General features: G+C 69.9%; 26 protein-coding genes. 21 read left to right on the top strand and 5 right to left on the bottom strand.

What is annotated here, in order from left to right; genetic code table 11:
• The first annotated feature begins 442 nt into the window (after positions 1-442).
• Positions 443-1,126, top strand: a complete 684-nt coding sequence (locus HNR21_RS04760) for a FadR/GntR family transcriptional regulator (RefSeq protein WP_182704230.1) — start codon at positions 443-445, stop codon at positions 1,124-1,126.
• A 56-nt stretch (positions 1,127-1,182) separates the two neighbouring features.
• On the top strand, positions 1,183-2,766 hold the full coding sequence (locus HNR21_RS04755; protein ID WP_182704229.1) for a CynX/NimT family MFS transporter: 1,584 nt from the start codon (positions 1,183-1,185) through the stop codon (positions 2,764-2,766).
• A 164-nt stretch (positions 2,767-2,930) separates the two neighbouring features.
• Here the strand turns inward: HNR21_RS04755 and HNR21_RS04750 are convergent, their stop codons facing one another.
• Together HNR21_RS04750 and HNR21_RS04745 are read right to left on the bottom strand one after the other, a co-directional pair.
• On the bottom strand, positions 2,931-3,914 hold the full coding sequence (locus HNR21_RS04750) for an EamA family transporter (protein WP_119731445.1): 984 nt from the start codon (positions 3,912-3,914) through the stop codon (positions 2,931-2,933).
• A 19-nt stretch (positions 3,915-3,933) separates the two neighbouring features.
• Positions 3,934-4,611, bottom strand: a complete 678-nt coding sequence (locus HNR21_RS04745) for a B3/B4 domain-containing protein (RefSeq protein WP_182704228.1) — start codon at positions 4,609-4,611, stop codon at positions 3,934-3,936.
• 130 nt (positions 4,612-4,741) lie between these two features.
• On the opposite strand from HNR21_RS04745, the gene HNR21_RS04740 reads away from it, so the two are divergent.
• Together HNR21_RS04740 and HNR21_RS04735 are read left to right on the top strand one after the other, a co-directional pair.
• Positions 4,742-5,308, top strand: a complete 567-nt coding sequence (locus HNR21_RS04740; RefSeq protein WP_182704227.1) for a helix-turn-helix domain-containing protein — start codon at positions 4,742-4,744, stop codon at positions 5,306-5,308.
• Positions 5,309-5,525: 217 nt separating this feature from the next.
• Positions 5,526-6,623, top strand: a complete 1,098-nt coding sequence (locus HNR21_RS04735) for a beta propeller repeat protein (RefSeq protein ID WP_182704226.1) — start codon at positions 5,526-5,528, stop codon at positions 6,621-6,623.
• Between the two features lie 582 nt (positions 6,624-7,205).
• Here HNR21_RS04735 and HNR21_RS04730 read toward each other — a convergent pair.
• The gene (locus tag HNR21_RS04730; protein ID WP_119731441.1) at positions 7,206-7,505 is read right to left on the bottom strand and encodes a type II toxin-antitoxin system VapB family antitoxin; all 300 of its coding nucleotides are present in this window, start codon (positions 7,503-7,505) and stop codon (positions 7,206-7,208) included.
• 1,087 nt (positions 7,506-8,592) lie between these two features.
• Here HNR21_RS04730 and HNR21_RS04725 point away from each other — a divergent pair.
• The 4 genes from HNR21_RS04725 (at position 8,593) to HNR21_RS04710 (ending at position 12,278) form a co-directional block, all read left to right on the top strand.
• On the top strand, positions 8,593-8,949 hold the full coding sequence (locus tag HNR21_RS04725; protein WP_182704225.1) for a DoxX family protein: 357 nt from the start codon (positions 8,593-8,595) through the stop codon (positions 8,947-8,949).
• A gap of 895 nt (positions 8,950-9,844) precedes the next feature.
• The gene (locus tag HNR21_RS04720) at positions 9,845-10,222 is read left to right on the top strand and encodes a hypothetical protein (RefSeq protein WP_182704224.1); all 378 of its coding nucleotides are present in this window, start codon (positions 9,845-9,847) and stop codon (positions 10,220-10,222) included.
• A 125-nt stretch (positions 10,223-10,347) separates the two neighbouring features.
• The gene (locus tag HNR21_RS04715) at positions 10,348-11,358 is read left to right on the top strand and encodes a hypothetical protein (RefSeq protein ID WP_182704223.1); all 1,011 of its coding nucleotides are present in this window, start codon (positions 10,348-10,350) and stop codon (positions 11,356-11,358) included.
• Between the two features lie 233 nt (positions 11,359-11,591).
• A complete protein-coding gene (locus tag HNR21_RS04710) occupies positions 11,592-12,278 on the top strand; it encodes a hypothetical protein (protein WP_182704222.1) in 687 nt (228 codons plus the stop codon).
• On the opposite strand, the gene HNR21_RS04705 is transcribed toward HNR21_RS04710, so the two are convergent.
• Both HNR21_RS04705 and HNR21_RS04700 read right to left on the bottom strand, forming a co-directional pair.
• Entirely contained in the window at positions 12,272-12,826 is a 555-nt protein-coding gene (locus tag HNR21_RS04705; protein ID WP_182704221.1) for a kinase, read from the bottom strand. The two genes, HNR21_RS04710 and HNR21_RS04705, sit on opposite strands and share 7 nt — an antisense overlap.
• The gene (locus HNR21_RS04700) at positions 12,826-13,680 is read right to left on the bottom strand and encodes a GntR family transcriptional regulator (RefSeq protein WP_182704220.1); all 855 of its coding nucleotides are present in this window, start codon (positions 13,678-13,680) and stop codon (positions 12,826-12,828) included. Before HNR21_RS04700 ends, HNR21_RS04705 begins: the two co-directional genes overlap by 1 nt.
• Positions 13,681-13,866: 186 nt before the next feature.
• Here HNR21_RS04700 and HNR21_RS04695 point away from each other — a divergent pair, with 186 nt between their 5' ends.
• The 13 genes from HNR21_RS04695 (at position 13,867) to HNR21_RS04635 (ending at position 23,562) form a co-directional block, all read left to right on the top strand.
• Entirely contained in the window at positions 13,867-14,013 is a 147-nt protein-coding gene (locus HNR21_RS04695; RefSeq protein ID WP_157996116.1) for a hypothetical protein, read from the top strand.
• A 49-nt stretch (positions 14,014-14,062) separates the two neighbouring features.
• Positions 14,063-14,383: a WhiB family transcriptional regulator gene (locus tag HNR21_RS04690; RefSeq protein ID WP_182704219.1), complete on the top strand. Its 321-nt coding sequence runs from the start codon at positions 14,063-14,065 to the stop codon at positions 14,381-14,383.
• A 106-nt stretch (positions 14,384-14,489) separates the two neighbouring features.
• Positions 14,490-14,630, top strand: a complete 141-nt coding sequence (locus tag HNR21_RS04685) for a hypothetical protein (protein WP_157996114.1) — start codon at positions 14,490-14,492, stop codon at positions 14,628-14,630.
• 403 nt (positions 14,631-15,033) lie between these two features.
• The gene (locus tag HNR21_RS04680) at positions 15,034-15,342 is read left to right on the top strand and encodes a hypothetical protein (RefSeq protein ID WP_182704218.1); all 309 of its coding nucleotides are present in this window, start codon (positions 15,034-15,036) and stop codon (positions 15,340-15,342) included.
• Positions 15,339-15,782, top strand: a complete 444-nt coding sequence (locus HNR21_RS04675) for a transcriptional regulator (RefSeq protein WP_182704217.1) — start codon at positions 15,339-15,341, stop codon at positions 15,780-15,782. The genes HNR21_RS04680 and HNR21_RS04675 overlap by 4 nt, the downstream gene beginning before the upstream one ends.
• A complete protein-coding gene (locus HNR21_RS04670) occupies positions 15,779-15,988 on the top strand; it encodes a hypothetical protein (protein ID WP_182704216.1) in 210 nt (69 codons plus the stop codon). Before HNR21_RS04675 ends, HNR21_RS04670 begins: the two co-directional genes overlap by 4 nt.
• On the top strand, positions 15,985-17,019 hold the full coding sequence (locus tag HNR21_RS04665; protein WP_182704215.1) for a conjugal transfer protein TraI: 1,035 nt from the start codon (positions 15,985-15,987) through the stop codon (positions 17,017-17,019). The genes HNR21_RS04670 and HNR21_RS04665 overlap by 4 nt, the downstream gene beginning before the upstream one ends.
• Positions 17,019-17,291 (top strand): hypothetical protein, encoded by a 273-nt coding sequence (locus HNR21_RS04660; protein WP_182704214.1) that lies wholly within the window; start codon positions 17,019-17,021, stop codon positions 17,289-17,291. Before HNR21_RS04665 ends, HNR21_RS04660 begins: the two co-directional genes overlap by 1 nt.
• Positions 17,292-17,368: 77 nt before the next feature.
• Entirely contained in the window at positions 17,369-19,597 is a 2,229-nt protein-coding gene (locus tag HNR21_RS04655; protein ID WP_182704213.1) for an FtsK/SpoIIIE domain-containing protein, read from the top strand.
• 134 nt (positions 19,598-19,731) lie between these two features.
• Positions 19,732-19,977, top strand: a complete 246-nt coding sequence (locus HNR21_RS04650; protein WP_182704212.1) for a hypothetical protein — start codon at positions 19,732-19,734, stop codon at positions 19,975-19,977.
• Positions 19,977-20,405: a GIY-YIG nuclease family protein gene (locus HNR21_RS04645; protein ID WP_220500034.1), complete on the top strand. Its 429-nt coding sequence runs from the start codon at positions 19,977-19,979 to the stop codon at positions 20,403-20,405. The genes HNR21_RS04650 and HNR21_RS04645 overlap by 1 nt, the downstream gene beginning before the upstream one ends.
• Positions 20,360-21,547 carry a DNA cytosine methyltransferase gene (locus tag HNR21_RS04640; protein WP_312880845.1) on the top strand — a complete coding sequence of 396 codons (1,188 nt, stop codon included), beginning with the start codon at positions 20,360-20,362 and terminating at the stop codon, positions 21,545-21,547. The genes HNR21_RS04645 and HNR21_RS04640 overlap by 46 nt, the downstream gene beginning before the upstream one ends.
• Positions 21,544-23,562, top strand: a complete 2,019-nt coding sequence (locus HNR21_RS04635; protein WP_182704210.1) for a DUF3987 domain-containing protein — start codon at positions 21,544-21,546, stop codon at positions 23,560-23,562. The genes HNR21_RS04640 and HNR21_RS04635 overlap by 4 nt, the downstream gene beginning before the upstream one ends.
• The last annotated feature ends 169 nt before the right edge of the window (positions 23,563-23,731 follow it).

The raw sequence follows: 23,731 nt of genomic DNA, 5'->3' as shown, positions 1-23,731 counted from the left end.
CGGCGGCGACCGCACCACTGACGCGCTCATGCGGTCGGCCCCGGCCCGTCCGGAACACGGGTCACTCGTCCCCGCCCTGCCGATCGCCCCATCACCCGCGGCGCCGAAGCACTCCCTCAGCGACCGTGGCGACGGCACCAGGGGCTCTTTCGGCCTGCGCGTCCCGGCAGCCTGCGTCACCGGCGTGCTCGCACGCGTGGATCCGTTCTCCCTGAACACACACGCAGGGCCGTTGGGAGTGCTTGGTGGTCGGCTTGGCTTCACGTCGGCATCAGAGGGCTCGTGGTGCGGGGCACGCCTGGTGGTCGTCGGTGCGGGCCGGGATGGAGAGTGGCCGGGATCGCGTTCCGGAGGAAACGGAGAAGTAGGACGCTTGACCTAACATGGAAACATCGGATGTTTGGATGACTGTGGTCGGTCCGCAGGGCTTGGGGGTGCCGGGGTGACGCTGCGTACGGCCCGCCGCTCGTCGCTGGTGGATCAGGTGATCGACCAGCTCAAGGGCGAGATCGCCACGGGGGCGTGGGCAGTCGGGACGAAGATCCCGCCGGAGCCGGTGCTGTCGGAGATGCTCGGGGTCGGACGCAACACCGTTCGCGAGGCGGTGCGGGCGCTGACGCATGCCGGGCTGCTGGAGTGCCGCCAGGGGGACGGCACCTATGTGCGGGCCACCAGTGAGCTGTCCGGGGTGATGCGGCGGCGGCTGCGGGCCGCGGAACTGCTGGAGATCCTCGAGGTCCGGCGGGGGCTGGAGACCGAGGCGGCGCGGCTGGCGGCGGCGCGGCGGACCGAGGCGGACGTCGCGGCGATCCGGCGGGCCCTGCGGCGGTGCGAGGAACGGCTGGCGGCGGGGGACCGGGCCGGGTTCGTGGAGGCCGACCTGGCCTTCCACACGGCGGTCGTGGAGGCCACGCACAACCGGGTGCTGGTGGACCTGTACGGCGACTTCAGCGAGGCCCTGCGCGCCGCGATCACCACGGCCGCCGACCTGCTCGACCACGTGGAGGTCCCGCACGCGCCCATCGCCGACGCCGTGGCCGAGGGCGACGCCGAGGCGGCGGAGCGGGCCACGCAGTCGTGCCTGGAGGCGGTGATCCGTTCCATCGGAGGGCTGCCCTCCGGCTGACCGGGGCCGCCCCTGCGATGTTCGTCCTGTTCCTGCCGCGTCGACGGAAAGCGTTCATGAACCCTCCCACTCCTCGTGTCAGCCGTTCCGCCGCCGTGTGGACGGTCGCGGGCCTCGTGCTGCTCGCGTTCAACCTCCGTGCGGCGATCAGCGGGGTCGCGCCTCTGCTGGACGAACTGCAGCACCGGCTGGGCCTGTCGAGCACGGCGATGGGCGTGCTGACGACGCTGCCGGTGCTGTGCCTGGGCGTGTTCGCGGCGGCGGCCCCGGCGCTGGCGCGGCGGCTGGGCACCGAGGTCACGCTCACCGGGGCGCTGGCGCTGATCGCGGGCGGCATCGTGCTGCGGACGGTGCCGGGGCCCGAGTCGCTCGCCGCGCTGCCGCTGTTCGTTGGAACGGTCCTGGCGGGGGCGGGCATCGCGGTGGCCAACGTGCTGATGCCGTACGTGGTCAAGAGCGCCTTCCCCGCCCGGGTGGGGCTGTTCACCGGCCTGACGATGATGCTGATGTCCACGGGCGCGGCCCTGGCGTCCGGCCTGGCCGTACCGCTGGAGGAGACCGGCGGCTGGCGTGTCTCCCTCGCGGTCTGGGCGATCCCCGCCCTGCTCGGCGTGGCCCTCTGGATCCCCCTGACCATCCGCAGCCGCCCCGCACCGGGCACCGCCTCCGGAACGCCCGGCGGGAACGTCCGGCGGACCGCACGCCGGCCGTGGCGCCGCCGTCCCGTTGGTGAGGTCGAGGGAACTGTGGACGCGGCCCGTGAGGGCGACGGGGTGAACGCGGCGCCCGGGCGAGACGGCTGGGCTGCTGCCGAACGTTCTGCGGAGTTCGCGGCGCGGACCACGGGCGGGGACGGCCTGCCCGGTCCCGACACACGATCGGTGGCTGACGACGAGAAGGGGCCGTCGGCCGCTGGACGGGATGGGATTGCCGGGACCGCCGTCTCGCCGGGGCGGGACGAGGCGGCTCGGGCGGGCGGCGGCTCGGTGCTGCGGAACCGGCTGGCCTGGGCGGTGACCCTGTTCCTGGGGATGCAGTCGCTGGTGTTCTATGTGCTGCTGTCGTGGCTGCCGGCGATCATGCGGGATCACGGGTATCCGGCGGCGACGGCGGGGCTGATGCTGTCGGTGGTGATGCTGCTGGGGATCCCGGCCGGGCTGGTGATGCCGGTGCTGGCGGCGCGGCGCGCCGACCAGCGTCCGCTGGTGGCCGTGGTGATGACGCTGATGATCGGGGGCGTGCTCGGCCTCCTGCTGGCGCCCGAGGCCGGCTGGGTGTGGGTGCTCGTGCTGGGCGTGGCCACCGGGTCCGCGTTCCCGCTGGCCTACACGCTGATCACGCTGCGGTCGGCGACCCCGATGTGGGCGGCGCGGCTGTCCGGGATGGCGCAGACCGCCGGGTACCTGCTGGCGGCGGCGGGGCCGTTCCTGTTCGGGGTGCTGCACGGGGCGGTCGGATCATGGAACGTGCCACTGCTGATGCTGCTGATCTGGCTGGTGCCGGAGACCTTCTTCGCCTGGCGGGCGGCCCGTCCCGGAGCCGTGGGGACCCCCGAGGAGGTGCGCGTCGACGATATGAGCGCGCCCTCGGCGGACGACGCCCTCGTCCCTGAGGGGACGCTCGCCACCTCGGTCCGCTGATTCATCTGCCGGGCCGAGTCTGCGCGGCCACCGATCGGCCGCCTGCGCCGTCGTCCGGCGTCCCTCACCTGTTGGACCAGGCTCGGCTCCTGCCGGGCGCGCATCCCGTCGGCTCGGTCTCGGTCGCAGGGCCGGACGTCGTCTGGTCGACGGCCGTGAGGGGATCAGCCGACGGTCACGAGGGTCACTCCGGTGGCGGCTATGGCCAGGCCGATGCGCTGGATGGTCCGCAGGCGTTCGCTGTAGACGAGCCTGGCCAACAGGACGGTGATGGCGGGGTAGAGCGAGGTGAGCACGGCGGCGAGGCTGAGCAGGCCCTCCCGTGCGGCGAGGTAGTAGAGGGCGTTCGCCAGGCCGTCGAGGATTCCGGAGCCCACGGCCAGCAGGAGGGTCGCGCCGGTCAGCCCCAGGAACGTCATGGATCGTCCGGGCTCGTTCCGCAGGGAGGTCGCGGGGCGTTCGTCGCGTTCTGCAGCGGCCGAGGGGGCGGAGTCCGCGGGCGGCGGGGTCGGATGGGCGATGCGGCGGCGGTTGAGGCGGAGGGCGAGCAGGGCGATGAGGACCACCAGCAGGCCGACCAGGCGGGCCGCCGCGACCGGCCACAGGCTGCTGTTGTCGCCGGCCTCGTGCAGCAGGATGAAGAACGCGCCGAACGCCGCTCCGGAGACCGCGGCCATGACGGGGCCGCTGGAGGCCGTCTTCCGCCACCGGGAGGCGGGGCGGTGCGCGGGAGCGGAGGGCTTGGGCTCCTCCATGCTGACCAGGCCGATGGCGATGACGCAGAGCACGACGCCGATGAGGACCGTGCTGTCCAGGCGTTCGCCGCGCAGCGTGCCCAGGGCGACCGGGAGGACGGCGGCGGTGAGGGCGGAGACGGGTGCCACGACGCTCATCGGGCCCTGGGCCAATGCCCGGTAGAACGCGATCAGCCCCGTACCGCCAGCCAGGCCGGAGGCCGCTCCCCAGGCAAGGCCGGGCCAGGTGGGGGCGCCACCGGACAGCAGGGACGCCGCCACCAGGCACACCAGCCCGGCCGGGACGCTGACCAGGAGGACCCGGAGCACATGGACGCGGCGGGAGGCCGCGCCGCCCATGAAGTCGGCGACGCCGTAGGCCAGGGCGGCTCCCAGTGCGAGCACCGTCACCATGGGAAGGTTCCAAGGACGTTCATGACCGGGCCGGGCCGATCAGCCGGGTCCGGACCCGCACCTGCGGGGTGATCTCGCGCAGCCGGGTGGCGAGCGCGTCGGCGGCCGTGTGCAGGCGTTCCAGGGGGTACGGCTCCAGGCGTTCGAGCAGGAAGAGCGCGTTGACGGTGGACTCGGTGATGCGGGTGCGGACGCACTGGCGCCAGTTCCAGCGGCGGCAGGTGACGCCGTCGTCGTCGCGCCACACGACCTCGCCGGCGTCCGGGTGCTCGGAGGCGGGCTCACCGCCCGCCATGGTCTCGAACGGCTCGTCGCCCCGGGCGCGCACCAGCCGGGCCGTTCCCCGGTAGGCGTCGAGGTCCTCACCGCCGATGGGCAGCGCGTACTCCACGCTGACCGCGTTGTAGGCGTCCACGACGCGGTTGATCACGGGCAGTTGGTCGGCCCTGCGCAGCAGCGCGTCGACGGAGGGGCGGGTGCGCTGCGGCTTGGCGCCGAACGCGCGGTAGGCCTCACGCCAGGCGAGGACGTGCGGGTCGGCGGCGGGGTCGGCGGCGTGCCGCCCGGCCTTGTCCAGCCAGCCCTGCGAGACCTCGTCGCTGGGGCCGTTGCGCAGACCTTCGGCCGTCATGGCCAGTACGGCGAAGTCGGGGCGCAACTCGTGGACGGCGTCCTCGACCCGGATCTCGGCAAGCATCGGCAGGCTCCTCGGAAGGTGGTCCGGTCATCATAATGGTATCCGCGGTGCATCAAAACGACCGCGTCGGCCGGTCGATCACCACAGGCCCTACCGTGGCGTGCGTGGACCGCTGCGCGAGGAGCATGCGATGAACGACCAGACGGCGGCGATCGGCGAGGCCGTGGCGCGGACCGTGCGTTCGCTGCGGGCCGCGCACGGATGGAGCCTGGACCAGCTCGCGGGCCGGGCCGGCGTCAGCAAGGGCGTCCTGGTCGCCCTGGAGCAGGGCCGCGGCAACCCCAACCTCGGCACCCTCATCCGGATCTCCGAGGCCCTGGGCGTGCCCCTCACCCGCCTCGTCCAGGTCGAGGAGGAACCGGCGGTGCGCGTCTTCCCCCCGGAACGCCAGGTCGTCCTGTGGCGGGGCCCCGAGGGCGGCACCGGAACGCTGCTGGCCGGCAGCGAGGCCCGCCCCTCGGTCGAACTCTGGCACTGGGAACTCCGCCCCGGCGAACCCCGCCACAGCGACCCGCACACCCCCGGCACCCGAGAGATCGCCTATGTCCACGAGGGCGCCCTCACCGTGGTCGTCGACGGACGCCCCTACCCGGTCCCCACCGGCAACGCCGCCGTCTTCGCCGGCGACCGCCCCCACTCCTACGTCAACGAGGGCTCCGAAATCTGCCGCTTCACCCTCACCGTCCTGGATCTGTAGCCGGGCATGTCGGGGCGGGGCGCGGAAGTTCCCGTACGGGCGGAGACGAGGGGCTAAGCTGCTGCGGAACGCGCGGAGCTGCTTGAGTCGCCTTTTGCCGGGAACGAGCCCGGGGCGCATCTTCGTTGGACGGTTGTAGATCTGTTTGCTGGGAGCCCTGTCGCGATCGATGACCTTCCCCGGTGATTTCCCCTCGCCCGAAGACCGGCCTTCCGCGATGAACGGGGCCGGTCGGACCGGCGGGGTCGAGGGCGTCGCGATGTTCCTCGGGGACGGCCCCGCGGCGGACGGCTCCCCGTGGCGGCCGCTCACCCCGTTCTCGATGGAGCCCCCGCACCTGCTGACCGGCGTGGCCGCCACCGCCCCCGATGACGTGTGGGTCGTCGGGCAGGCCCAGGGCGGTCCGCTGGCCCTGCACTGGGACGGCGGATCCTGGTCGATGCCGCCCGGGCCCGCCCCGTCCGCCGCGTTCATCGGCGCGGGACTGGAGGGCGTCGCCGCATGCCGCGCGCAGGCGGACGGTTCCGGTACGACGGTGCTCGCGGTGGGCGGTGCCTATGACCGGCTGCTGGGCGCCGAGGTCCCGCTGATCCGGCACTGGAACGGCCTCGGCTGGGAGGACGTGACCGCTCCGGCGCTCCCCGGAGCGCCGGACACCGCCCGGGACTACGTGCTGACCGGCGTGGCGATGGTGGGGCCGGCCGAGGCGTGGGCGGTGGGGCACGGCTTCGGCGCGCGGGCGCCTCTGGTCGTCCTGCACTGGCATGACGGGCGCTGGCAGGCGGCCGAAGGGCCGTCCGGCGTGCCCCAGGGCAAGCTGCTGGCGGTCTCCGGAACGTCGCCGCAGGACGTCTGGGCGGTGGGCGCCACCGGCCGTGAGGGACTGATCGCCCACTTCGACGGCGCCTCGTGGCGGAGGATCCCCGCCCCCGCGACCCGTTCCCCCCTGACCGACGTGACCGCGGTCGCCCCCGACGACGTCTGGTGCGCGGGCGGCGGCAGCGTCCTGCACTGGAACGGACGCAAGTGGTCCCGGGTCAAGGCCCCCGTCGAGTCGGCCAACACGGTGGCCGCCTTCTCCTCCACCGACGTGTGGGTGGGCGGCGCCCGGGGCGACCTGGCCCACTACGACGGCCGCCGCTGGACCTGGGTCCCCGCCCCCGACCACCTGCGCGACACCGCCGTCTGGCGCGCCTCCACGACGACGAACGCCCACCCGGGCGAACCCACGGTCTGGATGGTCGGCTCCCGCCGCTTCGACAAGGCCGCCACCCCCGCCCGCAAAGGCATCACCGCCCAGCACGGCGAACCCTGACCCCTTTCCGGGATCCGCCCCGTTCACGACCGGCGCACCGGCCCAGCCTCACAGACGGCCGGCTCGCCCCTCTTCGGCGCGGGTGTGCACGGCCTCTGCGATGTTCGCCGCTGTGCGGCCTCGGTGGGCCGGCTCCGGCCGTAGAGCCATCGGAATCGCTCTCGAGGTCTGTTCTCGCCGGTCACCGGTTGCGGCCTGGCTGACGTCGGATGTGGTGTTCCACGGCTTCGATCTCGATCCGGGGCCTGTCTGACAAGCCTGGAGGGATGCCTCCGGGCCGTTCAGGGGTGGGGCTGGGCAGCGAACGAGCTGTGCGTGGCGGCTGAGGAGGGCTCAGCGGCCGTGCCTCTCCGGTACAGCCGTCATGGATTGCCGGGCACTGCCCATGATCCGTTCGATGGATCTCGGTGCCGGAGGGTTTGCCGTGCTGTCCTGTCGGGCGTTCACGGCGGTTCTCCGGGCGATCTTCGCCCGCTGTGGCCGGTCGGAGAGCGCCTGCAAGATCCACCGGCCATGGTCTGGGCCGGGTGTACGGGTTATGCCGTTACTTCGATCGAGGCCGCGTGGCGCCGGGGCGCTCGGTCAGCGGGCGTCCAGGTCCAGGACGCGGGCGTGGAGGACGGCTCGCTGGTGGAGGGCGGCGCGCAGGGCCCGGTGGAGGCCGTCTTCGAGGTAGAGCTCGCCCTTCCAGTGGACGACGTGCGGGAAGAGGTCGCCGTAGAAGGTCGAGTCATGGCTGAGCAGGGAGTGCAGGTCCAGCTCGCGCTTGGTGGTGATCAGCTGGTCGAGCCGAACCTGGCGAGGCGGGATCTCCGCCCAGTCCCGGGACCGGAGCCCATGGTCCGGATAGGGACGTCCTTCGCCGACTGCCTTGAAGATCACCCCATCGAGTCTACGGCGTCGGCTCGACCCCGAGAAGGTTCCAGGACCCGCCACGGACCTCCTCCCACCTCGGCGATCTTGCTTCGTCACGCCGGTCACCGGTGTCACTCCAGCCTCAGAACGCCCATGGGAACGGCGGTCCGCGACGACCGGCCACGCTGCCGGAAGATCACTTCTCATGCCGCCATGAACAGGACATTGTGGCATAAATCACCCCCGCCATCTCGCGGTGCCGGACCGAAAACCGCTGGTCCGAGCCCGTCCCGCGAACCGGCGGCCGTCTCCCGAACGACCTGGTGCCACGACCAGACCTCCGCCGCCAGAGCGGACGTCATGACCGTCCTGCCCACCGGAGCCACCGGGAACGTGAGCCTGCTCGGCCTGCCGGGCGTTCCGTTAACAATCGGACGTATCGCCCCATCGCCGTCGTACGGTCCCGGCGAGTGTCGCGCTGTTATGAGAATCACGCCGCTACGCCAGTAACGTTGGGGGCAACGGGCGAGGGGCCATCCCCGGAGCCCGTCAAGCAGGCCCGCCGGTAGGTGTCGATCCCCTCCTCCGCCCACCGGCGGGCCTGCGTACGAAAGAGGGCGCTTCTGCAGGAGAACCGGCCCACATGATCCAAAGGCCCGATATTGGAAGGTCCGATCAGGAGCAGGCCGTCCGACCGCCGTGCACCTTCCAGGGAAGATCGCCGCGCGCCTTCCAGGAAGAGCCGTCTCCTTCAGTCGCCGCGTTCAGTCTGTCGGCCCGTTCGGTTCGAGGTGATGTCGAACGGGGCTTGAAGACGATCTGGGGGTCGCTGTCTGCCCGGGACGTACGCCGGTACGGGCGGTCAACGTCGCATCGGGTCCCGAAGTCCTGCGCGTAACCAGGGCGCCGTCCGGCGGCCAGGGCCGGTCACGGAGGCGCCGGCCGTCCATGACAAGACCGCCCGCCTGCGCGCCCAGGCCCGGCTGCACGCGGGTGACCTGGGAGAAGATCGTTGCGCCACGGCTTACGGCACGCGTGGACATGTCACTCCCCGAGGCGCTGTCTCGTCTCTGAGGCGGACAACCAGTCGTCGTTCTCCACGGAGGAGACCCTCGTGTTCGCCGTCTACCTGGTGGTCACCGTCCTCGCCTCGGCCGTCAACGGTCTGGCCGCCATCGCCAACTTCATCGGCCACGAGTACCCCAGGAGCCAGGCGGACAAGCTGGGCGTGCCCCGGTCCTGGATGCTCCCGTTGGGCACGCTGCTGGCCGCGGGCTCGCTGGGCCTGCTGGCCGGATTCGCCGTGCCGGTGCTGGGCGCGCTCGCCGCCACCGGCCTGGTGCTGTACTTCCTCGGCGCGTTCGGTGCCCACCTGCGCGTCCGCGACTACCACTTCGGTCCCTGGGCCGTCTTCTTCTCCCTGGCGGTGGCCGCCCTGGCCGTGAACCTGACCTACCACGACCCCTGGTGACCCCGGTGAAGACAGCCCTCTCACCGGAACCCGTACGACGGACGCCGTCCCAAGGCGTGTCCGACAACCCGCGGCAGCCGAGCCGGAGCCCGATCCGGCGAACGTTGGCGGCCACCGCACCAGACCATGTCCGGCCGGTACGTGCTCAGACGGCCTGCCGGAAGTCCTGCGCGTAACGCGGGTGGGGAGCCGACCCTGTGACCGGCCTTGGCCGCCGGGACGGCGCCCTGGTTACGCGCAGGGGCTTCGGGATACGCGCTTAGGAGCAGAAGGACTCCCGAAACCGCCGGAGGCGCCTCGACGGACAGCCACCTGGCAGGGCGCACCCACCGGCACCGGGATCCACCGGGCAGGCCGCGGTCCCCGAGATCGGCGGTCCCGGCGTTCGTGCGGGTCTGGATCAGCGCCGGCGGAGATCCCCGGCGATCGAGGCCGGTGCCGGGGCCGGGAACGCGCGAGGCCGGTGCTCTGGAGAGCACCGGCCCGCGTTCTGCCTGATGAGGCGTGGCGGAGGATGCGAGATTCGAACTCGCGAGGCGTTGCCACCAACACGCTTTCCAAGTCTGTGGATGCCCGTTCGCCCCAGTCCGGAGCCGTTCACGACGCTGGTCAGCGAGTCGCTGCACACCACGCCGTACGGCTACGGACGAGGGTGAATGAGACGGGAACTGAGACGAGCGTCAGGATCGGCCGAGGTCTTCCATAGTTGCATGGAAGCGGTTTGAGAACGGTATGGTTATCACCCCTTGACCTGCGGTTTCATGGCACCTGTAGGGTTGTCGTTCGTCGATCGCCCATCCGTCGGCCTGCCCGCTCTGTCTAGGGCCGCTTCGGTCTACCGGCGTATCCGCCAGATCCTCCTACATCCCTCCAAGGTGCCCACTACGCTGGCGCAGTGTCCGATGAGCTGTCCATCACGGTCTCGGGAAGCGGTGAGCTCCCAGAACAGACACGTAAGGCGCTGTCTGACGCCCTGGCGAAGCACGGCCGGGATCTCATGGACGAGGCGGGGCGCGTTGCTGCTGCGCAACACTCGGGCGCGGGCGATCCGATGATCACTCCGGGCATGGTCACGGACATGGACGTATGGTTGAGGAGAGGCTACATCCAGCGCGGACGTAGCCGACAAGAAAAGATTGCACACATAACCGGCCTGCTGGCAAGTTTCATCGGTGGGTTCTTCATCAACAATATAACCGAGCCATGGGGGGCAATAGGTGTGGTGCTCTGTGGAGCGGTTCTGCTAGGCAGCGTTCATTGGGGGTCGCAATGAGTGGACAGCAAGGAGGCAATGCGATCCCTGAAATGCCGGAGCTCACGCCTGACGCAGAGGCTCTAGTGGGGCAATCCCTTGAAGAGGTGCGCAGGAGCATAATTCGACTAGCTCAAAGAGCTCAGATGTCTCGCCCTAATCCTCCGCCCAGGATAACGGTTAGTGAGGTAAAGGAAGCTCTAGACGAACTCGGTATCGCGCTGGAGCGGTCGGCTGCAAAGCAGGTGTCGGCTAGTAAGTCCAAGCGCCGCGCTGCGATTGCTATCGGAGCGCTCTCGATTGCGATGGCTGGGGCAGTACTCGCCATAGTCTATTCGAGTGACTCGATAGATGCTCTGGGTGGAGTAACTGCTGTACTATCTGTGATAGCGGCTGTATTTGCCGTGTGGGTAGCCGCTGCGCAGGCTAATTGGGCTAGACGGCAAGCAGATTCTGCGCATGAGCTTGCCCTGCGTGCTGCTGAAGAGTTGCAGGTCATAGAAGGCTGGGCGGAACTGGAAGCGGCAATGAGGAATCGCGTTGGCGAACGCTTGGGAGGAGATCGTCTCAGCCTTCCTGTCGTTATTGAAGAGTACGCAGATAGTGCGAATCTCTCCGATGAGGAAGTTGAGGAGCTCAGAAGCATTCTGAGGCTGCGGAATGAAGCAGCTCACTCACCAACGGGGTTCTTCGCCAACTCGGAAGCGATTTCTGAGGTACTTCCGGCCCTCCGTCGTCATCTGGAGAAGGCGCGCAAGGAACTCCCCAGGTCGCCAAGGGCATATGAAAGCTTGGCGCTTGCCAATTTGCAACTGGTCGCCCCTGGGGTCGCCGCCGTAGAAACGGGAAGCGGTGACAGTGGGGTCGACGCCGTGCTTCGCACCGATGATGATCGCTTGATCAACGTCATTGTCAAGTATACGTCTCGGGGCGGGACTCTTTCTCGCTCAGCCATGAAGACTATACGCGGTCACTCCCGCAACAGATTTGTACCTACCCTGGTCATCACAAACTACAAAATTCCGGAAGATATGCAAGTTAGTTTGTGGGACACCTATGGTGTCAGTGGTGAGGCTGTTCGGGTAGTGCATTGGGCTGGCCCGGAGGATAATGATCGCCTGAAGGCAGTTACTAGCGAAATGCTTTCGAAGGGCTGATCAGCTCGACGCTTAGCGATACTCGGCGCATTGGTCCTGCAACCACGTTTGAAGATCCACAGACTCCGTCATGGACCACGAGTCTGCCGCAGGTGATTAAGAAGCTAAGGCAAGCCAGCAAAAGCGAATCACCAAGCTGGCATTACTCTTCGTCGGCTGTGGAGCCGAAGGCGCACGCACCTCGCCAACGACATGCGGACATATGCCTGCAGAGGCTCGCAGGAGGGATGACGGTGGCAGCAAGCGACTGGATTGCTCTTTGGGGAGCTGGCCTTTCTACGGTTGTTGCAGCATACCAAATAGGCGTATGGCGCAAGGATAAGCCAAATCTCTCCGTGTCCATTGGGATAGTGCAGGAGCCTCTGGCAGAGGAAGAGGTCGAATCTGCTAGGGGAACGCCAATCGTCGTCAAGCGGGGGGGTGACGACCATCTCACCGAGGTTCTTGTTGGAATCAAGGTGGCAAATAATGGGCGGCGAGCCATCCAGATATCAGCAATACTAATCGAATTCATATCGGGCGATTACGTGAACTATGTCGAAGTGGTGCCAAATTCTTTGCCGACGCTATTGGAGCCCCTCACGTCGACGGTAGCCACCTTCCAAAAGGAATTTATTGATGAAGTTGAGTCTCTTACCTTCCTTGGAGTTGTCGACTTTCGCGGCCGCAGATACCATCCCAACCTGTCGCAGGTTCGAGAGATCGTAGAGTCCTGCTGGAAGCTGCCTTCCAGGCGAAGAATTTACCAGCGAAGGGGTGATGCAGCTAAAAGAGTCTTTGCTTTTCAGGCTAGAGATAAGGCCACCCTCAGAAGCGTGCCTATATCGTCATTTAAGCGTAGGTTTCGAGTTGTTATTCGTCGCACGCCAGACGATCAACTACTTCGACAAATACCTCCTCAACCAGGCAACGGTCAGTGATTGCTCCGCTCATTGCCGCCTGCCCTGCCAAGATGGGCGGCGTTGATGGCCTGTGCTGCCTGCTGGGCGGAGATCTCGGCGGTGTTGATTATGAGGTCCGCTGTGGGCAGTGGCTCGGTCTCGTCCCAGGCCCTCAGACGGTCGTGCATGTCGGTTGAGCCTCTGCCAATGAGTCGCGTTGCTGCAACATCGCGGGGACACCAGAGGGATACCGTGAGCCACGCGGCGTCCGGGATCGCACCGATGACGGCGCCGACCGCCTCCACTTGCCCGAGGTGGAGTACTGGGATTCCTGTCCCGAGGCTTTGAACGAGAGAGGGTCGATCGACAACGTACAGCGCCCCGTACCTGCGGTTCTCCCAGATGACTTCGCCGCGAGACCGAAGGTCGTCAATGGCCGACTCGGTCGTCATTCTGTAGCCACGGCTCCGGCCGCTGCCGGATTTCAAGCGCTCGAACTGCCGATAGCGCCCGTCCAGTCTCTTCAACTCTTCCGTGACCGTGTCCTTACCGGACGCCGGCGGTCCATAGAGAATCACTCCGAACATCACTCTTCATCCTCGTCGAGGATGGCCTTGAGAAGGTCCCGTGCTTGACTCTGTAGTGGCTCGCTTGATGCGCTGTTATCGATGACGTGGTGTGGTGCGGCAGGGCGGAAGTCGACATCGATCCCCGCCAGGTAACCCGGCCAGTCAGCCAGCTTCGCCGCATCTCGTGCGGCTCCACGTCGCCGGATGTACATGTGCATCGTGTCCGCGTCGCAGTAGACCCAGACGAACACGGTAGAGGCGTTCCGGGCCGCGAAGGACGCCTTCACTCTGGCAATCCAGGCCGGATCGTTCAACTCGCGAATGAAGGGAGCGGTGGCGATCACGCTGTTCCCGCACATGAGATTCTCGTCTATCGCCGCAATGAGTGATTCGTATTCGCGGGGGCGGACCTTGGTCACGTAGACGTCTGATTCGCGGTCGTGCGGAGATACTCCGAGGATCTCTAGCGCCGCTTCGACAACGGGCCGTGTGAGCGTGTCCTTGTCGAGCATCGGCCATCCTGTTTCCCGGGCGAGAATCCGGCCAAGCTCTGTTTTGCCGCTTCCGGCGTAGCCTCCAACGATCACTACCCGCGGATTCTGCATCCGCAGGTCGTTTCTGAGCGTCTGATCCGGAGCGTTGACGACCCGCTTGGACCGGGACTGGCTTATCACAAGCCCTTCCTCGGCCAGGATCTTCATGGCTTCCGTGATCGTGAAGACGCTGACCCCCCACTCCTCCGCCAGCTCCCGCGAGGAGGGCAGGGCTTGGCCATGCCGGAGGGCGCCGGACTCGATGTCGTTGCGTAGGTTCCGCGCCACCTGCTGATGCAGGGACTCGGAGCGGTTGAGCCGATCCCGTGAGGCCGACATGGGCTAGGGGTCCCTTCGTTGGCGACTGACGAGCACGCGAGGACAGGCTACCTAACAGTTGATCTAGGAGCATTCCCACAGCTCAGAGGCCGATTTAAAAGATCTTGCTTCCTAACAGTTGATAGGTTAGCCATCCAACTGTTAGCTTCCTGGCCACAAGCAGTCCGACACCCGGAGGTGCGCCAGATGTTCCCGCAGCCCAAGGGCAAGGTCGGTCAGACCCTGATCGGCCTGGTCATCGCGATCTACGTGTTCAACAACCCGGCGCAGGCGGCCGAGCTGGTCAACCAGGCCATCGACGCGATCGCCACGTTCGCTGGCGCTCTGGGGTGACCGTCCCCTGCCGTCATCGACCGTCTTCGACTTGCTTGAGGAGAACGCCGTGACCGTGTCCCCCGTCGCCTACCCCGTCCGCCCGGCCGATCTGCCGACGTTCGAGCTGCGGGACGCGCTGATCGACGCCGCTGAGTGCCGGTTCGACCCGGAGCTGCACACCGGCCCGGACGCCTTCACCACCGAGGCCGACGCCGACCGCGAGGTTCGGGAGGCGGTGGCGCGGGAGGTGTGCGCCGACTGCCCGGTGCGCGGCGAGTGCTTGGAATTGGCGCTGCGGACGCTGCCCGAGGGCGGGGTGTGGGCGGGGTTCACCGCCGACGAGATCGCCGTCCTGGCCGCCGCCCGGCTGCTGGATCAGGTGGCCTGACCTGACCGCCCGGCCCCTGACCGCCTCCCGCTCCGGCCAACCTGCACCGATCGCCTGACCTCCCTGACCTGCTTCATCCCTTCACCGCACCGAAAGGAATGTCTCGATGAGCAAGAAGGACCGGCCCGCGGACGTCTACCGGGACTGCGGTATCTGCGACGGCCGCGGCTGGCACCAGCCCGACCCCAAGAAGAGCCCCCACGACTGCCCGTACTGCGGCGGCACGGGTCGCGTCAAGGTCCGCTGACTACCCATCGACAGGAAGGAACACCACCTCATGGCGAGCAAGGTCACCAACGCCCCGGGCAGTTCGACGCCGGGGACCTGGCCGAACGGCGAGCCCAAGAGCGTCCGCGACGCCTACGACGCCAAGTCCAGCAAGTCCAGCAAGAAGTAGCTCCGGCGCCGGGGGCGGCATCCGACCACGCACAGCCCGCTCCCGGTGGCCCCCTCAACCCCAACCCAGGGAGGAATGGCAGTGGGTTCCTGGCACGAGTGCCCCACGTGCGGCACCGCCTATGACGAGGCGGCCGACGCAAGCGGCTGCTGCCAGTAGCAACGGCTAGTTCCGGGCACCGGGGGCGGCATCCGACCAAAGACAGCCCGCCCCCGGTGGCCCCTCAACCCAAAGGAAAGGAGCAGTTCCCATCATGACGGAACCGAACAGGGTGCGTCCGGGCAACGGGTGCCCGCCGTGGTGCACCGCCGATCACCGGACCACCGGCAACGTGCACCGCGTCGAGGTCGGCGCGGCGCGCGTCGCCGGAAAGTACGTCCCCGTCGTCATTCTCCAGACCCCCGGCGGTGCCCCGTCCGTGGTCATCTCCGGTCCGGTGTTCGTTGAGGTGCACCCCGATGACCAGGAGGACATGGCGCGGCTGCTGGACCTGGCCGATCAGGGCGAGCTGGCCGGGTTGATTCGCCAGGCCGCCGACGTTACGGGGGGCGGTGTCCGGTGAACGCGGCGGCTGTGACCTTCGCGGCGGTGTTCGCCGTCCTGTACGCCGCCCACGAGGTGGGCGACCACTGGGCGCAGCGCAGCGCCGAAGCCCTCGGCAAGGGTGGCCCCGGCTGGCGTGGCCGCTGGCTGTGCGCCCGCCACGTGATGGCGCTGGCCGCCGGCAAGGCCGCCGCGCTGGGCCTGGCCGCGGTGGTGCTGGGACTGCCGCTGAACGTGTGGGCGGTGCTGGCCGCGCTGACGGTGGACGGCATCTCCCACTACTGGGCCGACCGCCGCACCACCCTGATGCGGCTGGCCCGGTGGGTCGGCAAGGGCGAGTTCGCCGCGCTGGGTGACGGTGCCGCCGCGCCGGCCGGTACCGGCGCCTACGCCCTTGACCAGTCCTGGCACGTCGGGTGGCTGTTCGTCGCCGCGCTGATCATCGGGGGTGCGGCATGAACACCGCCGACATGTTGCGTGAGGCCGGTCTGTGGCCGGTGCTGGCCGTGCTGGGCCTGGCGTTGGCGGTGCTGCTGCTGCGGGTGCTGGCGCTGCCGCTGGCCGGTGCGGCGCTGCTGCTGGACTCCCTGGCCGACTACGCCGCCCGCCCGCTGAACACGACCGCCGCCGGGAACGGCGCGGCCGGAACGGGGGTGTCCCGGTGACCGTGCAGATCCCCAACCCCGGCCCGGACCCGGACGAGGTTGAGCGGGGCCTGGCCGACTTGGAGCGGCACTTGGCCCAGGCCGCCGGCACCCGGCCGGGCATCCCGGCGCCGGACGCGCCGGACGCGGCGGACGCGGCGGACGCGGCGGACGAGCGGGGCGAGCGGGGCGAGATGCCGAGCGGGGAGACCCGGCGGGTGCGTCGGCTGCGTGCCGAGGTCGCCGAAGCGCGCCGCCTGGCCGAACTCCAGGGTGACGACACGCCGTTGCTGCTGGACTCGCCGAAGGTTCGCCGGCGCCGCCGCGCCGCCTACGAGGCCGCCCGGCTGCACGAGCTGGCCCAAGACCCGGTGATGCGCGCGTGGCAGGCGGCGCGGATGCGCAGGTTGCTGGTGTCCGCGGCGATGGTGTCGCTGACGCTGGCGCTGGCGTGGTCCACCGCGGGTGTCCAGCAGTTCGCGGCGGACGGCGCCCCGGCCTGGTCTGCGGCGTGGCTGTTCGCCTGGTGTGTGGAGCCGTTCCTGTCGCTGGCGCTGCTGGTCATCGTCGGCGCCAAGGCATACCTCGGCACCCGCGGCCAGCCGATCCAGTCCCGGACGCTGGCCCGGATCGAGGCGCTGTTCCTGGCGCTGACGCTGGGGATGAACGGCTGGCCGTACCTGCCCGGGGTCGCCGATCAGTTCAGCGTGTCGCGGTTGGTGCTGCATCTGCTGGGACCGATCGTCGCCGTCGCCGTGGTGACCGCCCTGCCGATCATCCTGGCCGCGTTCGCCGACCTCGACCACGGAACCCACACCACCCCTACCGGTCCCCTTACTGGCCCGCCGTACAGGGACAACGCGCCCGCCCGGCAGGCGGCCGGTAACCCGCCCGCGCGGGTCGATGTGGACGCGCTGACCGCCCGCGCCCGGCACCTGATCCAGGCCGGCGCCCTGCCCGCAGCCCCGTCCGCCAACGCCCTGCGCAAGGCCCTGGGATGCGGGATGGACACCGCCCGCCAGGTCCGCGACGCGCTGCGGGAGGAGGGCTGATGACCGCGCCCGGCACGACCGTGCGGCACCGCCCGACGATCGTGCGCGGTGTGGATGCGTTCGGCCGCACCTACCAGCACCGTTGCACTTGCGGCGACCACGGCCAGGTGCGCGCCTCCCGGCAGATGGCCGAAGCCGACCAGCAGCAGCACATCGAGGCACTGCCGCGCGTCCCCGCCGACCAGCAGTGCCGCGACCCCCGCGCCCACGACCGGCGCCCGTGGGAGCCGTGCGGGCTGTGCGCCGACCAACTGTCCCTGTTGGACCTGTGACCAGCACGAACCGAGCGGGCGGCGGACCGATCCGCCAAGACGCCGCCGCCCGCCTCCCCGAAGAGGAGGCCCCAAGCATGGAGCAGACCGCGCACAACGGCGAGCCGGGCGCCGAGGTCGTCCCCTTCCCCGGTGCCCACACGGCGGAGTCGCCGGCCCCGGCGGTGGCGGTGGCGGTGACCAAGGACGCTGAGACCGGCGAGACCGAGGTCATCGAGGGTGAGCTTGTCGAGTCCGGCGCGCCGGTGCCGGTAGATGACCCGACCGTCCCGCCGCCCGGCGGATGGCTGGCCGAGCGCCGCGCCTACCTGGATGCGGCCCCGCCGGTGATCCCGTCCTACCTGCGCAACCGCGGCGAGTTCGCCGAGAACGTCATGCTCGCGGCCCGGTACTACACCCACAAGACCACGTTTCACCTGCTCCGCGTTCCGCTCTACACCGGTCGCCTGTGGTTGCGCGCCCCGGCCGGCGCCGGGCGCATGGTCGGAGCGTGGTACCGGTGGGTGACCGATGCCGAGGCAAAGCCGGTGCTTGCCAAGGCCGCCGGGACCGGTGACGTGCAGGCGTGGACCAAGCTCACCACCTTGCAGACCCAGCGCACGAACTTCCGCCGCAAGGCGTCGCTGGTGGTGATGGTGCCGGTGGCGCTGCTGGTCACCCTGGCGGCGGTGTTCCTGCCCGATTGGGCGCTGGGCCTGGCCGCCGCCGGTGTCGCATCTCTGCTGGGCCTGGCCGGACGCGACGCCGACAAGCCGATCGTGTCCCGGTACGTCGCCGTTCACGTGCAGCGGCGTCTGGACTCCGGGGAGATCGTGGCCGCGCTGGAGGCCATCAAGGTCAAGGGTGAGGTGCGGTTCGTCGCCCCGATCGCCGTTGACGGCCCCGGCTGGCGTGCCGAACTGGACCTTCCCGGCGGATACCTGGCCGATGAGGTGCTGGAGAAGCGTGCTGCGCTGGCCGCCGCGATGCGCCGCCCGCTGGGCACCGTGTGGCCCGAGACCGACCCGGACGCGCACCCCGGCCGCTTGGTGCTGTGGGTGGCCAAGGTGGACCCGGCCAAGACCAAGCGGCGGCTGTGGCCGCTGATGAAGGACGGACAGGCCAACCTGTTCGAGGCGATCCCGTTCGGGTTCGACCCGCGCGGCCGGTTGGTCGAGCTGGACCTGATGTACGCCAACGTCCTGATCGGCGGCGTGATGGGGTCCGGCAAGACCTCGGCAGTGCTGGTCATTGCGCTGGCCGGTGCCCTGGACCCCACGTGCGAGATGTGGATCTACGAGATGAAGGGGTCCGGGGACCTGGACGCCGTGCGTCCGGTCTGCCACCGGTACGTGTCCGGGGACGACGATGAGGACTGCAAGGCCGCTCTGGACGGGCTCAAGGCACTTGAGCGGGAGATGAAGCGCCGCAAGCGCATCATCAAGGAGCTGCCGCTGGAAGACGTGCCGAACGGCCGCAAGGTGTACCCGCACCTGGCCGCCCGCAAGAACCTGCGTCTGCACCCGATCCTGGCCATCTTCGATGAGGCGCACACGCTGTTCGAACACCCCAAGTACGGCAAGGAGGCAGCCGAGGTCGCCGGGCGGCTGATCCGCAAGGCCCGCGCCTACGGGATCATCCTCGTCTTCACCACCCAGCGCCCGGACGCCAACAGCATCCCCCGCAGCGTCTCCGACAACGCGATCGTCCGGTTCTGCCTGGCGGTCACCGGCCACCTGCCCAATGACCTGATCCTGGGCACCGGAGCCTGGCAGCGCGGCGTACGCGGCACGATGTTCGACCCGGCCAAGGACGCCGGTACCGGCTGGCTGGCCCGGTCGGCGCTGAACTACCAGATCGCCCGCGCCGCGTTCATCAAGCAGGACGAGGCCGCCGAGATCGGCCGCCGCGCCCTGGCGCTGCGCACCGCCGCCGGCACCCTGTCCGGCCAGGCCGCCGGGGAGGCCATCACCCCCGAAGACGACACCGACCTGTTGGACGACCTGCGGGCGGTGTGGCCGGCCGGGGAGACCGCAATGCACTCGCACCGCCTGGTTGAGGCGCTGGCCGCCTACCGGCCCGACCGGTACGGAGCGTGGATCGCCACCGACAAGCCCGCGGATCAGATGACCGATGACGAGCTGCGGGAGGCGCGCGCGGCACGGTCCACTTTGCTGGCCCAGGCGCTCAAGCCGTACGGCGTGCAGACCCGCCAGATCAACAAGCGCGGCGACGGAGGCAGCGCCAAGGGCGTCCGCTGGGACGACCTTCCCGACCCCCGCGACGGGACTCGGGACGACGCCGAAGACGACTCCGACGACGACTGAGCGGTTTCCCCCGCCCCGAAACCGGTTTCGGGGGTGGTATCGCCCGATCTGCCCCCTGACCTGCCGGGTTTCTGGTTTCGGGGTGGGCCTCCCGACCCCCTGAACGGCCCTCAGAACGCCTGTGGAGGCACCCCATGAGCGTCCCGAAGATCCGCGTCGTCAAGGTGCGGCTGTCCGGCGACGGTGACGACGCCGGCAAGGTCGCCGAACTGCTGGCCCGGCTGCTGCCCGAACTGTCGGGAGGCCGCTGCCAGGTCGGCGAGATCTCCCCGGCCTACCCCAACCGCCGCGGCGGTGGCGCCCGCCGTTACTTCGACCTCTACCTGATCGACACCCCCGACACCCCCGCCCCCGGCACCCTGGAAAGGCCCGCCCGGTGATGCCCGCCCCGTCGCTGACCGGCATCCGGTCGTTGTGCCTGAGCTGCGAGCCCACCCTGGCCGCGCTCGGCTGTGACGCCGCCCTGACGCTGCTGGCCGGGACCGTGGCCGACCCGTTCCCGCTGTGCCGGACCTGCCGCCGCACCGGCGTGGTCTACCTGCTGCACTTCACCCGCCCCTACCGGCACGCCCGCCACTACCTCGGCTGGACCCGCGACCTGCCCGCCCGGCTGGCCGCCCACGAACACGGCACCGGCGCCCGGCTGCTCCAGGTCGTCACCGCCGCCGGCATCGAGTGGCGGTTGGCGCGGGTGTGGCCCGGCGACCGAGGCCGCGAACGCGCCCTCAAGCGCCAGGGAGGCGCGTCCCGCCGCTGCCCGCTATGCGGCGTCCACCCCCGCCCCGCGACCGTCCGGAGGGCCGCATGACCGCGCCGGTTCGCGTCTTGGAGGGATTCGCCGGCCCCGGTGGGTGGGGCGAAGGCGCTCGGATGCTGGGGATCGGCGGTGTGCTGGGCATCGACGTGGACCCGGATGCGTGCGCGACCGCGACCGCGGCAGGGCACCGGCGGATGCAGGGCGACGTTCGCGCCCTGGACCCGGAGGACTTCCCGACCGTGACGGGGTGGATCTCCTCCCCGCCGTGCCCCACGTTCACCACGGCGGGCAAACGGTCGGGAGTGGCCGACCGGCCGATCGTGCTGGAGGGATGCACCCGGCTCGGTGACGCCCAGGCCGACCCGGCCCGCGACGATGACCACCTGGCGGTCTACCGGCGGGTCGGCGATGAACGGACCGCGCTGGTGTTGGAGACGCTGCGGTTCGCCTTCCGGCTGCCCAACGTGCGGTGGGTGGTCGCCGAACAGGTCCCGACCGTCGAACCGGTCTGGCAGGACATGGCCGCCGAACTGGCGATGGCCGCCGATTTCGAAGCCTGCCACGTGGTGGAGCTGCGGGCCGATGACTTCGGTGCCGCCACCCGCCGACGCCGCACGTTCCTGATCGCCACCCGCGACGGCTCCCCGGACCTGACCGGGCTGCCGATGCGGGCATGGTGGAGCTGCGGACGGTTCACCCCGCCCCAACAGCACGCTCCGACCACGGTCACCGAGTTCCCGCTGACCTCCATGGCCGCCGCCCTCGGCTGGCCCGCCGGGGTGCGGGTCAACACCCGCGGGAACCGGCGCACCGCCGGCGGCAACGAGTTCTCCGCCGACCGGCCCGCGGTGTCGATGACCGGCAACGGGCTGCGCGCCTGGTACCGCACCGACCTCGGCAAACCCGCCGGACTGCTCACCCCGGCCCAGGCCGGACTACTGCAAGGGTTCCCCGCCGCCTACCCCTGGCACGGGTCGCGGTCCAGCCGGTTCCAACAGGTGGCCGACACCGTGTCGCCCCTGATCGCCGCCGCCGTGCTCGGTGCCGCCACCCGCCGCCCCTGGGCCGATGCGGTCTGGGACCGGCTGCACCGCCTGTACGGGCACACCCGGCCGCACCATCCCCGCCACCGACTGTGCACCACCGACCGGCCCGCCACCGCCCAACTCACCCTGTTCGGAGACGCCGCATGACCAAACCGACGTTGCGCGCCGTTCCCACCGACCCGGACGACCCCGGCGCCAGTGGGTTGGGGGTGCCGCACAGCATCGAGGCCGAACAGTTCGTGCTCGGTGCGGTGATGCTGTCCCCGGCCACGCTTGCCGAGGTCCGGCCGCTGTTGGACGGGTCGGAGTTCTACCGGCCCGCCCATCAGACCATCTGGCAGGCCATCTGCGCGCTGGCCGACCGCGGCGCGCCGGCCGATCCGCTGGCGGTTGGTGCCGAGATCGGCCCGCGGCACCTGGCCAAGGTGGGTGGGGCGCCGTATCTGCACACGCTGATCTCGCGGGTGCCGGCCGCGGCGAACGGCACCTACTACGCCCACATGGTGCGCGATTTGGCCTATGCCCGCACCGTGGTGGTCACCGGTACCCGGCTGGCCCAGCTCGGCCGCGAAGCCACCGAGGGTGCCGCTGACCTACGCGCCGCCGTCGCCGCCGAACTGGCCGCGCTGACCGCCACCGATGCCCGCGGCTGGCCGGACCCCACTCCGCTGTCCAGCGCACCGCAGTTGCCGCGGTTCCCGATCTGGTGTCTGCCGGACTGGGCCGGGGAGTACGCCGCCAGCGTCGCCGAAGTGACCCAGACCCCGCCCGATCTGGCCGGGTGCCTGGCGCTGGCGGTGCTGGCGCTGGCCGCGGGCGGCAACGTGCAGGTGAACGCCGGGACGTGGGTGGAGCCCACGAACCTCTATGTCGTGGTGGTGCTGCCGCCCGGCAACCGCAAGTCCGAGGTCTACAAGGCCATGACCGCCCCCATCCGGGCGGCCGAGCATCTGCTGATTGAGGAGGCCCGGCCGCGGATCGCCGAAGCGGTGATCGCCCGGCGGATCGCCGAAGCCGACGCCGAACGCACCGAGAAGGCCGCCACCGAAACCACCGGTGATGTGGTGCGGCAGGCCGAAGCGCTTGCCGAGGCCGCCGCCGCCCGCCTCAAACTCGAGGGCACCCCGGTACCGGCCGAGCCCAAGCTGTTCGGCGGCAACGACTCCACCGTCGAAAAGGTCGCCTCCCGGCTGGCCGAACAGGGCGGACGGTTCGCCGTGCTGGCCCCCGAGGGCGGCAAGCTGTTCGCCATCGCCGGAGGCCAGTATTCGGGCGGCAGGGCCGACATGAGCGTGTTCCTGTCCGGCCACGCCGGCGAGGAAATCCGCGTCGATCGGATGGGCCGCCCGTCCGAGGTCATCGACGCCGCCACCCTCACCATTGGGATCTGCCTGCAACCCGGTGTGCTGACCCGGCTGGGGGAGACCCCGGAGTTCCGCGAACAGGGCCTGTTGGGGCGGCTGCTGATCTCGGTGCCGGAATCCCTGCTCGGCTACCGCGACAACCGGCCCCAGCCCATCCCGCCGCATGTGGCCGCCGACTACGAACGCACCCTGACCGCCCTGGTGCTGTCCCTGCGCCACGTCGGCGACAAGGCCCGGGAAAGCGACCCGCCCGCCCCGATACCGACCTTGACGTTCACCCCCGAGGCCCAAGACGCCGTGATAGAGCTGCTGGCCGCCACCGAACCGCGGTTCCGGCCCGGCAGCGGGGACCTGGCGCACATGACCGACTGGGGCGGCAAGCTCGTCGGCGCGACCGTCCGCATCGCCGCGCTGCTGCACCTGGGCAAGCACCTGCGCAACGGCTGGGACCGGCCGATCGACCTGGCCACCTGGAACGACGCCGTCCAGCTTGGCGAGTACTTCACCACCCACGCCCAAGCCGCCTACGACGCCATCGGCGCCGACCCGGCCGTTGCCGACGCCCGCGCCGTGCTCGACTGGCTCCGCCGCACCGCAACCCAGCGGTTCACCGCCCGCGACCTCATGCGCGGACTCAAACACCGCTTCGCCAAGGTCACCGACACCGACCCCGCCCTACGGGTCCTGGAATCCCACGGCTGGATACGCCGCATCCCCGCACCCCCCACCACCGGCCGCGGCCGACCCGCCGCACCCACCTACGAAGCCCACCCCGACGCCACCCAGGACACCCCATGACCGGCCCCCGCGCCCATCACGCACCGTCACCAGCGCACCGGCCGAACGCCCAGCGGGGACACGGGGGACACGGGGACAGAAACCGACACAAACATTTCTGTCGGTTTCTGTCACCTAGTCACCCTGTCCCGCGCACCGCCCGACCGCCCCCCCGCCCGTCACGCACCGT

Source organism: Thermomonospora cellulosilytica (genome assembly GCF_014138835.1).
Taxonomy (GTDB): Bacteria; Actinomycetota; Actinomycetes; order Streptosporangiales; family Streptosporangiaceae; genus Thermomonospora; species Thermomonospora amylolytica.
This window is presented reverse-complemented; position numbering and strand designations above follow the sequence as displayed.